14 protein-coding genes are annotated in these 12,143 nt (G+C 65.7%); 7 read left to right on the top strand and 7 right to left on the bottom strand.

Features of this window, described 5'->3' with window-relative positions; translation table 11 throughout:
• Window positions 1-64: 64 nt before the first annotated feature.
• The 5 genes from AU252_RS15120 to AU252_RS15100 all read right to left on the bottom strand — a co-directional run bounded on the left by AU252_RS15120 (window position 65) and on the right by AU252_RS15100 (window position 3,233).
• On the bottom strand, window positions 65-532 hold the full coding sequence (locus tag AU252_RS15120) for an SRPBCC family protein (protein ID WP_058931429.1): 468 nt from the start codon (window positions 530-532) through the stop codon (window positions 65-67).
• Window positions 533-638: 106 nt separating this feature from the next.
• Window positions 639-1,196: a GNAT family N-acetyltransferase gene (locus tag AU252_RS15115; RefSeq protein WP_058931428.1), complete on the bottom strand. Its 558-nt coding sequence runs from the start codon at window positions 1,194-1,196 to the stop codon at window positions 639-641.
• Between the two features lie 36 nt (window positions 1,197-1,232).
• The gene (locus AU252_RS15110; RefSeq protein WP_058931427.1) at window positions 1,233-2,387 is read right to left on the bottom strand and encodes an acetate kinase; all 1,155 of its coding nucleotides are present in this window, start codon (window positions 2,385-2,387) and stop codon (window positions 1,233-1,235) included.
• Window positions 2,388-2,487: 100 nt separating this feature from the next.
• The gene (locus AU252_RS15105; RefSeq protein WP_058931426.1) at window positions 2,488-2,793 is read right to left on the bottom strand and encodes a winged helix-turn-helix domain-containing protein; all 306 of its coding nucleotides are present in this window, start codon (window positions 2,791-2,793) and stop codon (window positions 2,488-2,490) included.
• The gene (locus AU252_RS15100) at window positions 2,790-3,233 is read right to left on the bottom strand and encodes a hypothetical protein (RefSeq protein ID WP_058931425.1); all 444 of its coding nucleotides are present in this window, start codon (window positions 3,231-3,233) and stop codon (window positions 2,790-2,792) included. The genes AU252_RS15105 and AU252_RS15100 overlap by 4 nt, the downstream gene beginning before the upstream one ends.
• A gap of 135 nt (window positions 3,234-3,368) precedes the next feature.
• Here AU252_RS15100 and AU252_RS15095 point away from each other — a divergent pair, with 135 nt between their 5' ends.
• From AU252_RS15095 to AU252_RS15085, 3 genes are all read left to right on the top strand, one after another.
• A complete protein-coding gene (locus AU252_RS15095) occupies window positions 3,369-4,484 on the top strand; it encodes a GTP-binding protein (protein ID WP_058932982.1) in 1,116 nt (371 codons plus the stop codon).
• A 71-nt stretch (window positions 4,485-4,555) separates the two neighbouring features.
• Window positions 4,556-4,678 carry a type B 50S ribosomal protein L36 gene (gene ykgO, locus AU252_RS15090; RefSeq protein ID WP_058931424.1) on the top strand — a complete coding sequence of 41 codons (123 nt, stop codon included), beginning with the start codon at window positions 4,556-4,558 and terminating at the stop codon, window positions 4,676-4,678.
• A 112-nt stretch (window positions 4,679-4,790) separates the two neighbouring features.
• Window positions 4,791-5,051 (top strand): hypothetical protein, encoded by a 261-nt coding sequence (locus AU252_RS15085; protein WP_058931423.1) that lies wholly within the window; start codon window positions 4,791-4,793, stop codon window positions 5,049-5,051.
• 128 nt (window positions 5,052-5,179) lie between these two features.
• On the opposite strand, the gene pta is transcribed toward AU252_RS15085, so the two are convergent.
• Complete coding sequence (gene pta, locus AU252_RS15080) at window positions 5,180-7,258, bottom strand: phosphate acetyltransferase (RefSeq protein ID WP_058931422.1); 2,079 nt, start codon at window positions 7,256-7,258, stop codon at window positions 5,180-5,182.
• A 165-nt stretch (window positions 7,259-7,423) separates the two neighbouring features.
• Here pta and AU252_RS15075 point away from each other — a divergent pair, with 165 nt between their 5' ends.
• The 3 genes from AU252_RS15075 (at window position 7,424) to AU252_RS15065 (ending at window position 9,965) form a co-directional block, all read left to right on the top strand.
• Entirely contained in the window at window positions 7,424-7,909 is a 486-nt protein-coding gene (locus tag AU252_RS15075; RefSeq protein ID WP_058931421.1) for a hotdog fold thioesterase, read from the top strand.
• A 6-nt stretch (window positions 7,910-7,915) separates the two neighbouring features.
• Entirely contained in the window at window positions 7,916-9,280 is a 1,365-nt protein-coding gene (gene paaK / locus AU252_RS15070; protein ID WP_058931420.1) for a phenylacetate--CoA ligase PaaK, read from the top strand.
• Window positions 9,281-9,359: 79 nt separating this feature from the next.
• Entirely contained in the window at window positions 9,360-9,965 is a 606-nt protein-coding gene (locus AU252_RS15065) for a TetR/AcrR family transcriptional regulator (RefSeq protein ID WP_056346431.1), read from the top strand.
• 39 nt (window positions 9,966-10,004) lie between these two features.
• Here the strand turns inward: AU252_RS15065 and AU252_RS15060 are convergent, their stop codons facing one another.
• Entirely contained in the window at window positions 10,005-10,412 is a 408-nt protein-coding gene (locus tag AU252_RS15060; RefSeq protein WP_058931419.1) for a VOC family protein, read from the bottom strand.
• Between the two features lie 378 nt (window positions 10,413-10,790).
• Between AU252_RS15060 and AU252_RS15055 the strand changes: the two genes are divergently transcribed.
• On the top strand, window positions 10,791-12,059 hold the full coding sequence (locus AU252_RS15055) for an IS110 family transposase (protein ID WP_058930130.1): 1,269 nt from the start codon (window positions 10,791-10,793) through the stop codon (window positions 12,057-12,059).
• The last annotated feature ends 84 nt before the right edge of the window (window positions 12,060-12,143 follow it).

Here is a 12,143-nt window from a genome sequence, read left to right as displayed (position 1 = left end):
GGCCCAACCGCCGTTTTCAGCGCCCTGAAGGGCCGTTACGGAGCAATCGATCGGATCTCGCGGCTCAGCCGTCATCCCTGCCGTATTCGGGGTGCTCGGCCAGCAGTTCGGCCAGTGTCTCGAGGTTGGCACGGACGGTCCGGGCCTGGGCTTGTTCCACGAACCGGTCGGCCAGTTTCCCGAACACGCCGCCCAGGCCAGATGCCGCATCGATCCGGAAATTCAGGCGGGTCCCGTCACCTTCAGGTTCCAGGACATTCGTGACAGTGAATTCCAGCTTTCCTTCCACCGAGCTGGATACAAAGCGGGTCGGAGGCTGGAATTCGATAACCTCCGTTGTCCAGTCGAATTTCCTGCCCACCACCTTGCTGGCGCCCTTGACCCGGGTGCCGACTGCAACAGGCTCGGTCCCGACCGTTTCGGCATGGACCGCCGAGGAGTCCCAGACTGGAATGTTTTCGCCCTTTGACAGGAAATTGAAGACTTCCTGTGGCGGGCGGGCAATGTAGACGTTTTCTTCCACGGTGGGCATCGGATTCTCCTTGGACACGCCTGTTGCCAGCGCGGCACGGCCGGCAGCTAGGCACAGGAAAAGTCTGTCCCCGGCGCTTGAGGCCGTCAATGGCCATTCGTTTCCCTCACTGGCGCCGGGCCCGCCATTCGCCCTCAAGGATCGCGTAGACCAGCTCAGTGGCCCACTGGCCTTTGTAGTGCCACTTGTCCACCAGCCGGGCTTCCAACCGCATGCCCAGCCGTTCGCACAAGGCGGCGGAGGCGGTGTTCAAGGCGTCGAGCTTTGCCTCGATCCGGTGCATCCCCAGCTCCTCGAACCCCAGCTTCAGCACCGCATCCGCGGCCTCTGCCCCGTAGCCCTTGCCCCGCGAGGCCGGCGCCAGGGTCCATCCGACTTCGCCCTGGCCGCGCCCCGGAAGCCACTTCAGCACCACTTCGCCCAGCAGCCCCGGCGATCCCTTCGCCTCGATGGCCAGGCATACCCAGTCGTTCTCCTTCTCGTAGACGAAGTTGGCGTACTTGCCCACGGATTCCATGCACTTTGTGTAGCTCTTGGCTTCCCCCGGCAGGAAGCGGGCCGTTTCGGGCAGCGAATGGTAAGCGTGGAAGGCGTCCAGGTCCGTACTTTCGAACCGGCGCAGGATGAGCCGCTCGGTGCGGAGGGGCAAAGTGATCTCAGGCATGGACTGAGGCTACCCCGCAGCCCGGTTTCGACAGGCTCAACCACCAACGACGGCGGCAGTTGCCTCTGCGATGGCGCGCTCCTCGTCGGTGGGCACCACCAACACCGGGATGACGGACTCAGCCGAGGAAATCACCCGCGGTTCCTTGGAGCGCTGACTGTTCAGGCCGACGTCGAGCTCTATCCCCAGCGCACGCAGCCTGTCAGTCACCAGGGCGCGGAACTGGTGCGAGTTTTCGCCGATCCCCGCCGTGAACACGAGGGCCTTGGCACCCCCGACGGCCACGTGGTAGCCGCCGATGTACTTTGCCAGCCGGTAGGACGTGACCGCGAGCGCCATTGAAGCCTTGGCGTCGCCAGCCTCTGACGCCTCCACCACCGAGCGCATGTCGTTGTTCCCGGCGAGCCCCTTGAGACCCGACTCGCGGTTGAGCATGCTGTCGATGTCCTCCGGCGTCCACCCGTTCCGGCCGAGGAATACCAGGATGGAGGGATCGAGGTCACCCGAGCGGGTGCCCATCACCAGGCCCTCCAGCGGGGTGAAGCCCATGGACGTGTCCACCGAATGACCGCGGCGGATGGCCGTGACGGAGGCGCCGTTCCCCAGGTGGGCGATCACGCCGTCGAACTCGTCCACGGGCAGATCCAGCAGCGATGCGGCGCGGTGCGTGACGTACTCGTGCGAGGTGCCGTGGAAGCCATAGCGGCGGATGCCGTGGTTCGTGTAGAGCTCGTCCGGGACGGCGTAGCGCCAGGCGTGCTCCGGCAGGGTGCGGTGGAAAGCGGTGTCGAACACGGCCACCTGCGGCAGGTCCGGCCACTTCTTGCTGATGGCGCGGATGCCCAGGACATTGGCGGGGTTGTGCAGCGGCGCCAGCGGATTGAGGCGCTCGATGGCGCGGGTGATCTCGTTGTCGATCAGCACCGGCTCGGCGAAACGTTCGCCGCCGTGCACCACGCGGTGGCCCACCGCAGCCAGCTCAAGGTCGCCGAGCTCGGCATGGATCGCGGCATCTACCAGTTCCAGCGCCTCCGCATGGTCCCGGGGGCCCTCGATTTCGCCGTCGCCATCACCGCCGTTGCCCATGCCGATCTTCTCGATCAGCCCCTCGGTCAGCACAATGCCGGCGGCCACGTCACGGACCTGGTACTTGAGCGAGGACGAACCGGAGTTGATGACGAGCACAAGCATGGGGGCCTCCTGAAGCCTTGGTACCGCGGGCACAGCTGACGAGGAGTGGTGCCGGAGCCTGGCGCAGCGCTCCCTGGGATCCACTCTATAAGTTGCCGCGTCAGCCGCCGGCGATGTCCCGCAGGGTCTGCAGGTGCCCGTCCCAGGCCTTCCGCCCTTCAGCAGTCACGCTCGCCGAGGTCCGCGGCATCTTCCCCGCGAATCCCTTCTTGATCTTCACGTACCCGGCCTTCTCCAGGACGGTGAGCTGCTTGCTGAGCACAGAATCGCTGACCTGGATGGCGTCCCGCAGGTCCTTGAAGTCCATCGACTCCGCTCCTGCCAGCGCCGCCATGATGGAGAAGCGGACCGGCTGGTGGATGAGGTCATCGAGCCGGTGGCGGGGATGTTCCGCAGCGGCGCTCACGCGCGCAGCTCACGGAAGGCGGCGGCCAGGCCAACTCCGGCAAGTACGACGGCGGCGCTCACGTAGAACCAGATGTTCCCGTCGCGGAAGAGGCTGGCTCCCACCACCAGCGCGACGCTGTACAGAAAGAAGTAGGCAATCAGTGACGTCAGGAACCGCCTGGTATACCCGGCTTTGGTGGACGTCTGGAACATCGGCCAGATGCAGGCCGTTGCCGCTCCCCAGATGCCGACGGCGGTCGCCAGCAGCGGGGCGCCGTACCCTGTGTGGGACACGATCTGCATGCCGATCATCAGCATCGATCCCAGGATGGCCAGGCTGGTGAAGACCATGGCAACCGGCCACGACGCTGCGTTGATGGAGGTGGCGCCGATCCACTGGGCCTTCGCCAGGAGCTCCTGTGCCTGGGCGGGAGTGGGACTTTCCGTTGTTTCGTCCATGGTGTTGCCTTTCGCCGGTGCTGGTATTGAACTCATCTTAGGAAAGTACTTTCCATTGCGTCAAGTACTTTCCAACTAGTAGCGCCAGATTTCAGTGACTTGTTTTTGCGAATCATTCTCATTAGAGTGATCGGCATGCAACTCACTGTGATCAGCTCCCTGGACGCCCTGTGCCGCCAGCAAGCCTGCCAAGACGCGGCCGCGGCCAATCCCGGCGCCGTGGTGGTCCTGCACGACCTGCTGGAGAACGGCGTCGTCATCCGCAGGATCTTCAGCCAGTCCGGGCTCCTGGAGAGTGCCGAGACGCAGCTGGAACACGGCTGCCTGAGCTGCACCGTGCGGCTGGACCTGGTGCCCACCATCGAGCGGCTGCTGGAACGCGGGGAGACGCAGGCCATCATCGGGCTCCCTCCGGCCGTGTCCGCGGAGGCTGCGATCGGGGCGCTGCGGCGTGGTCTCTCCCGCCCGGTGACGATTGATTCCGCCGTCCTTGCCTGCGCCCCTGACACACTGGAGGACCACATTTGGGATCATCACACCCTGTTTGAATCCGGGTTCACGCCGGTCCCGGAGGACCAGCGCACTGCGGGCGAATTCCTTATCGGCGAGCTGTCGTTCAATGACACCGTCCTGCTGGCGGAGGTGGACCTGTTTCCGGCGGACCCCGCCCTGCGGGTTCGAGGCATGCAGCTGGTGCGGGAACTGGCACCGCACGCTGACGTGGTGGAAAACGCCGGCCTCATCCGCCCCGGCCGTCACGACTACCAGGACGCCCTGAGCCGGACGGTCCCCGGTTCGGTGCGGATCCCGGCGTCGTCCTCCATCTCACCGTTCACCACTGTCACGCACCGGGCCCAGCGTCCGCTGCACCCTGAGCGGTTCCGGCACGCCCTGGCGTCCCTCGCGGAGGGCTGCTGCTGGTTGCGGGGCCGCCTGTGGATCGCCGCCGCGCCGCAGTGCCGGATTGCCATCCAGGGCATCGGGCCGCGTGTCTGGCTCGAAAATACCGGGCCGTGGCTGGCAGACCAGGACGCCGGTGCGGCGCCCGATCCCCTCACCCATGTGGACGCCCACCTGGACTGGCATCCGGAACACGGGGACCGCGGAAGCGTGCTGGCCGCGACTGGAGAAGGCATGGACCCGGCGGAAATTGCGCAGCTGCTCTCCGCCTGTGAGCTCACCGACGCGGAAATGGAGGCCGGGTACGCCGGGCTGACCGATCCGTTCCAGCTCGATCCCGCCCCGAACTGAACGGCCCCGGCCGCACCCTGCGCCATCCGTCAATCGCCACCCACCCACCACCAACAACAAGGAGCAAGCCCATGAAAGTCAGAAACTCCCTCCGCGCCCTGAAGAAGGTTCCCGGCGCCCAGATCGTCCGACGCCGGGGCCGCACCTTTGTGATCAACAAAAAGAACCCGCGGATGAAGGCCCGTCAGGGCTGAGGCTGCGGACCGGCTCACGCCGCGCCTGCCGTTGCGTCAGCCGCCCGTTGCGTCGGCCGCGGCAGGCGCTTAGAGTCGGCGGACACGTTGCACTATGCAGAGAGGGACTTCCATGCCGAACGACACCACTCAGCCCAACAACACCGAACCCGATACCGCGGAATCTGACACGCCAGGCACCAAGGATCCCACCGGCGTCGAGGGTGCCAACCCGGCCCTGGACGATACCGGAAGCCCCAAAGCCGAAGAGGTGGGCGAGGCCGCTGAGCCGCCCGAAGATCTGCAAAACCTGGACCTCACGCCCCTAGGACTCTCCGATGAGCCGGCCAAGGAGGAAGACCCAGACAGCCTGGCCAAGCCGGAAAACAGCTAGGGTCCTTCAACTTTCCCGAGATGGCCCGCCGGTCCTCAACCGCCGGATAACACCTGACACCAACGCGGGGTCACTTAACGCCCAATATTCCCTTCAGAAGGGGCATTTAGTGACCCCGCGTTGCGCTCTCACGAGGCCGGCACCTGCGCCTGGATGGCGGTGATGGCCACCGTGTTCACGATGTCCTCCACGGTGCAGCCGCGCGAGAGGTCGTTGACCGGCTTGCGCAGACCCTGCAGGACGGGCCCGACGGCGACCGCCCCCGAGCTCTGCTGCACCGCCTTGTACGTGTTGTTGCCGGTGTTCAGGTCCGGGAAGATGAAGACGGTCGCCTGTCCTGCCACCGACGAGCCGGGCATTTTGGACTCCGCGATGGAGGCGTCCACGGCGGCGTCGTACTGGATGGGGCCTTCGACGGCGAGATCCGGGCGGCGTTCACGCACCAGTTCGGTGGCCTGCCGGACTTCGTCCACGGCCTCGCCGGAACCCGAGCCGCCGGTGGAGTAGGACAGCATGGCCACCCGCGGCTCCACCCCGAACTGCACCGCCGTTTCGGCCGAGGCGAGTGCGATGTCCGCGAGCTGCTCCACATTGGGATCGGGGTTCACGGCGCAGTCGCCATAGACCAGCACCCGGTCCGGCATGAGCATCAGGAACACCGAGGACACGATCTTCACGCCGTCGCGCGTTTTGACGAACTCCAGCGCCGGGCGGATGGTGTGCGCGGTGGTGTGGGCGGCGCCGGACACCATGCCGTCCACCACTCCCAGCTGGACCATCATGGTGCCGAAATAGCTGCCGTCCTGCATGATTTCCAGGGCCTTGGGCAGGTCCACGCCCTTGTGCGCGCGCAGCTCGGCGTACTTCTCCGCGAAACCCTGCCGCAGTTCCGAGGTGGCCGGGTCCACGATGTTGATCCCCGCGAGGTCGACGCCGTTGGCCGCCGCCAGCTCGCGGACCTGCGAATCCGGTCCCAGCAGGGTGAGATCGCAGACGTCGCGGCGGTGCAGGATTTCGGCGGCCTGCAGGATCCGGACGTCCGTTCCCTCCGGCAGCACCACGTGCCGGCGCTGGCCCCTGGCCCGTTCGATGAGGTCGTGCAGGAACCGCAGCGGGGTCATCCGCTCCAGGCGCGGCAGGTGGAGGCGTTCCACAAGTTCGGCCTCGTCCACCCGTTTGGACCACAGGCCCAGGGCGGAGGCCACCTTGCGGCGGTGCCCGGACCAGATCTCGCTGCGGACCTCGGAGACCCGCTTGGCGGTGGTGTAGGTGTCCTGGCTGGCGGCGAACACGGGGAACGGTGCCTGCGCCAGGAGCGGGTAGATGTTGGCGTCCGGGGACAGGCCGCCGGTCAGGATCAGCGCGGACGGCACCGGGAATTCCGGCGAGAACGACGACGCCAGGCAGGCCACCATCACGTCCGCGCGGTCGCCGGGAACGATCACCAGGGCCCCCTCGTCCAGCACGTTCAGGAAGTTGCCCACATTCATGGCGGCCACCTTGATGTCCCGCACGTCGCGTTCCATGTCCGCGAGGCCGGCGATCTGCCGCACGCCCAGGGCCGTGGCAACCTCGCCGGTGGTGGGCCGGGCGATCTCCTCCAGCTCCGGCAGGACGTACACGGGCCGGTTGGATGCACCAGGCTTGATAGCGGCCGCGATTTCCTCCATCAGGTCCGGGTCCGCGCGGTTCACCATGATGGCCAGCAGCGTGCACTTTTCCGCCACCAATTCCTTGCGGGCAACCTCGACGGCGGCCGCGGCCTCCGCGACGCTGAGCCCCTTGGCGCCCACCACGGCAACCACCGGCGCGGCCAGGTTATTGGCCAGCCGGGCGTTGAGGTCAAACTCGACGGCGGCGTCCTGGCCGGTGAGGTCCGTCCCCTCCACGATCACCACGTCGCAATGCTTGGCAATCTCGGCGAAGATCTCCACGCAGCGCGCATCGATGTCGGCGCGTTTTCCGTCTGCCAGGAGGGCACGCACTTCGGTGGACGTCAGGCCGCCACGGCAACGGTCGTCGTCGAGCGCGAAGCGTGATTTCATCAGCGCCACCATGGGGTCGCTGGCGGCGTCCGGGCCGTGGACCACCGGTTTGAAGAAGCCGATCCGGTCCGCGTGCCGGTGGAGCGTGTCCGCGAGGCCCAGGGCCACGAGCGACTTGCCCGACCCCGGGGTGGTCGCGCTGACGTAGATGCCTTTGGCCATGGTCCGCCCTTTGCTGTGCGTGGTGCCGGTCCCTCCATCCTTGCACTTCCGTGCCGGGGGTCCCACCGATCAGGGGTACCCAAAGACCGGTCTGCCCTTGACACCGGACCCGCATCTGGGATTACCTAATGAACATTCGGTAAATAAAGCTGGAGGCAATGACGCATGGCTGAAGCAGCACTCTCCGGGGCCACCCACCCCATCCTGGAAAACGACTACGCCTCCGAATGGATGGGCATCGAGGTCCTCGCCGTCAGCGACGGGCACGCCACCATCCGCATGACACTCCGGCAGGAAATGCTCAACGGGTTCGGCATGGCGCACGGCGGAATGATCTTCGCCTTCGCCGACTCCGCCTTCGCCCTGGCCTGCAACCCGGTCAATCCCACCCCGGAAGAGGCCGACAGCATCACCGTTGCCGCCGGCGTCGACATCAACTTCCTCAAGCCCGCCTACCGCGGCCAGGTGATCACCGCCGTCGCGGACCGCCGTTCCAGCTCTGGGCGCAGCGGGCTCTACGACATCCAGATTTTCGCCGCCGACGCCGACGCGCACCTCCGTGCGCAGGCCGATTCGCTACCCAGCTCCGGCAACCCGGGGGAACTCATCGCCGAGTTCCGCGGACGCAGCCGCACCATTCCCAAGAAGTAGGAAACCATGACCCTCCACGCCCCCGAAACGCCAATGCCCCAGCCCACCTCCCAGGGCACAGATCCCATCCTGGACCGCGAGGAAACGATCTCCCGCGACGAACTCGAGGCCCTCCAGCTCACCCGCCTGCAGCACACGGTGGCCTACGCCTACGACCGTGTGCCGCTCTACAAGCGCAAATTCGACGACGCCGGCATCCACCCCACGGACCTCCGCGAACTCAGCGACCTCGGCAACTTCCCCTTCACCACCAAGGAAGACCTGCGCGCCGAGTACCCGTTCGGCATGTTCGCTGTGCCGCAGAGCGAAGTAGCCCGCGTGCACGCAAGTTCGGGCACCACAGGCCGGCCCACCGTCGTCGGATACACCAAGCAGGACCTGGCCGACTGGGCCAAACTGGTGGCGCGCTGCCTCCGCGCGTCCGGCGTCCGGCCCGGCATGAAGGTCCACAACGCCTACGGTTACGGCCTGTTCACCGGCGGTTTGGGCGCGCACGCCGGCGCTGAGGCACTGGGCTGCACCGTCATCCCGATGTCCGGCGGGCAGACCGAACGCCAGATCCAGCTCATCCAGGACTTCCAGCCGGACGCCATCCTGGCCACGCCCACGTACTTGCTCACCATCGCCGACGCCATGGCCCACATGGGCATCGACCCGACGTCAACCTCGCTCAAGTACGCAGTCCTGGGCGCCGAACCGTGGACGCAGGAGATGCGGCACGAACTCGAAGTCACCATGAACATCAAGGCCTGCGACATCTACGGCCTGTCCGAAGTGATGGGCCCGGGCGTCGCCGGCGAGGCCGTGGAAACCCAGGACGGCAGCCACATCTGGGAGGACCACTTCCGCCCGGAAATCATCGACGCTTTCAACCCCGCAGTGGGCAAAGAGAACGTGCTGCGCGACGGCGAACACGGCGAACTCGTGTTCACCGCACTCACCAAGGAAGCCCTGCCGATCATCCGCTACCGCACCAAGGACCTCACCCGCCTCCTGCCCGGCACCGCCCGCCCCGCACACCGCAGGATGGGCCGCATCACCGGCCGCAGCGACGACATGATCATCCTCCGCGGCGTGAACCTGTTCCCGTCCCAGATCGAGGAAATCGCGCTGCGCATCCCCGAACTCAGCCCCCACTTCCAGCTCGAACTCACCCGCCCCGAGGGCCAGCGGATGGACCAGCTGACCGTCAAGATCGAGCGCCGGGACGCGGTGACACTTGAGCAGAGTACGACGGCGGCGCGCACCTTGCAGGAGCAGATCAAGATCCACGTGGGTTCTTCGTGCGCCGTTGACGTGGTGGAGCCGGGTTCACTGGAGCGGTCAAACGGCAAGCTGCGCCGGATCTACGACCTCCGTCCCAAGGCGTAGGGCCTAGTAGCGTCGTGGGCGAATGTGTTGGGCTGCGCCGCTGCAGGGATTACCGAACGTTCGTGGGAAAATAGCCGGTATGCCAACTACAGCAGTCCCCAGCAAGCGCGGCCGTCCCGGTTACGACCAGCAGTCGGTGCTGCTCATCGCCGTCGACGTCTTCAACCGGCACGGCTACGACGCCACCTCCATGGGCATTCTGGCCGAGAACCTGGGCATCTCGAAATCGGCCATCTACCACCACGTGCCGTCCAAGGGCGACCTCTTGAAGCTCGCCCTGGACCATGCGCTTGGTGGCCTGGAATCAATCCTCGAACAGCCCGGGGCGCAAAGCGGCGCGGCGGACGCACGGCTGGAATTTGTCCTGCGTCAGACCGTGGCCGTCCTGGTGGAGCGGCTGCCGTTTGTCACGCTGCTCCTGCGGTTGCGGGGCAACACTGACATTGAGCGCGACGCCCTGGAGCGCCGTCGCGCGTTTGATCACGAGGTGGCCGCCCTGATTTCCGCAGCCCGCGACGAAGGCTCGCTGCGCCAGGACATCGATCCGCGCACCGTCACGCGCCTGCTGTTCGGCACCATCAACTCAATCGTGGAATGGTACAAACCGGGCGGCTCCCTCACGCCGGAAAAACTGGCCGACGACGTCATCACCATCGCGTTCGACGGGCTCCACGCGCAGCACTAGGGAATGCTGCGGCCTGCTGAGTGCGACCTGCTGAGGCGGTCAGAGCTGGTATTCGGCCTGCATTCCCAACGTCTCGTGAACGCAGAGGATGTTGTGCTCCGTGTCCATGAACCAGGCGCATTTCTCGGAGTCCGTGGTGCAGATGTGGTTCTCGGTCTTGAGGTTGGGCAGGTCGTAATCCTGGAAACGGACGCCCCTGGCCTCCATGTCCTGCACGATCCGCTCAATGTTGCGCACCTCAAAACTAAGGGCGGTGTGCTCGGAGTGCTTCCCGTCCGAGACCGGCAACAACTGCAGCATCGGGCCGCCGTCGCTACCGAGTAATTCGCTTCCATTGTCTGTCATTCCGCGGTGCGGGAGGCCCAGTTTTTCGGTGTAGAAACTGTGGGCGCGCGCTGCGTCATCGACGGGCAGGATGGTTGTGGCTGTGTTCAGGGCTAGGTTCATTTGGCCACCTCCTACGGTGGAAATTTTACGCCGCAGCAACCCGGAAAGATCCAAACGCTCTCTCACATAATGCGGGAAAAACCCCGACGCTCTCTCACCTGTGCGAGAACGTCGCAGGAAACCGTACATTAAGCCTGTATGCCCCTTGCGGGGCGCCCGTTCCGGGCTGAAAATGTGCCTGTGGTCGCCTGCCGACGCCGTAGTCACTATGGTTCTTTCAGTCCGTCATTAAGCCGGGCGCCGGGGATCACGCCGTGGGCCCTTCACTGTTTCCTTTTACCGAGAACGAGGACTAGATTCCGATTTTTCCCGGTGATCCCCGCGGGCGGCCGCTTCGATAATCAGAAGTTCCGCTCTGTGAGGAGATGAGCAGTAGCCATGCTGGCTGAAACCCAGGATGAGGATCAGATCATTGCCAGAGTCGCCGCGATCGACATTGGCAAGGCCGAACTCGTGTGTTGTGTCCGGGTCCCCGCGGAAGGGGACCGGAGGAAACGGTTGCAGGAGGTGTCCACGCACTCCACGATGACGCGGTCGTTGATGGAGCTGGCCAACCATCTCGTGGACCTCCGGATCGAGCGGGTCGTGATGGAGGCGACTTCGGACTATTGGAAGCCGGTGTTTTACCTCCTGGAGGCGCACGGGCTCGAGCCGTGGCTGGTCAACGCCCGCGACGTGAAGCATCTGCCGGGCCGGCCGAAGACGGACGTGCTCGATTCCGTGTGGCTGTGCAAGGTCGCCGAGCGGCAGATGCTGCGGCCCAGTTTCGTCCCGCCTGCCCCGATCCGCCGGCTGCGGGACCTGACCCGGTACCGCGCTGATCTGGTCGGAACCCGGACCGCGGAGAAGAACCGGGTCGAAAAACTCCTCGAGGACGCGTGCATCAAGCTCTCCGTCGTCGCTTCGGATATTTTCGGGGTGTCCGGGCGGGAAATGATGGCGGCGCTCATCGCCGGCGAACGGAACCCGAGTAGGCTCGCGCAGCTGGCCCGGACCCGGATGCGGGGGAAGATCAGCGAACTTGAGGAGGCCTTCACCGGCCAATTTGATGACCACCACGCCTTCCTGCTGGCCCGGATGCTGGCAAGGATCGACGGCATCGATGCCGATATCGCCGCGGTCGATGAACAGATCGAGGGGCAGTTGGCCCCTTTCGCGGCGGCAGCGGAACGCCTGGATGAGATCCCGGGCATCGGCCCCGTCGCTGCTGCCGCTATTATCGCCGAAATCGGGGTAGACATGACCCGGTTCCCGACCGCGGGGCACCTGTGTTCCTGGGCGAAGTTCTCCCCGGGCATCAACTCCTCCGCGGGGAAGACCAAGGGAAACGGCTCGACCGGACACGGCAACCGCTATCTCGCCCGGGTCCTGGGCGAGGCCGCCGTCGGGGCCAGCAAAACTCACACCTTTCTGGGCGAACGCCACCAGAGGATCGCGCGGCGGCGGGGCAAGAAACGCGCTATCGTCGCCACCGGACGTTCCATCCTCGTGATCATCTGGCACCTGCTCCAAGACCCGGACGCCCGGTTCAACGACCTCGGCCCCGACTACTTCAGCCGCCGCACCGACCCCGAGAGCAGAAAACGAGGCCACATCCGCCAGCTCGAAGCCCTCGGCTACACCGTCACCCTCGCACCCGCAGCCTGACCCTACCCCGTCTTCATACCAACACCAACACCCGCCAGACCACGACGGAGTGCACCACAGTGCGCACCGACCGCGGTCACGTCC

Origin of the sequence: Pseudarthrobacter sulfonivorans (genome assembly GCF_001484605.1) — a bacterium.
GTDB lineage: Bacteria > Actinomycetota > Actinomycetes > Actinomycetales > Micrococcaceae > Arthrobacter > Arthrobacter sulfonivorans_A.
This window is presented reverse-complemented; position numbering and strand designations above follow the sequence as displayed.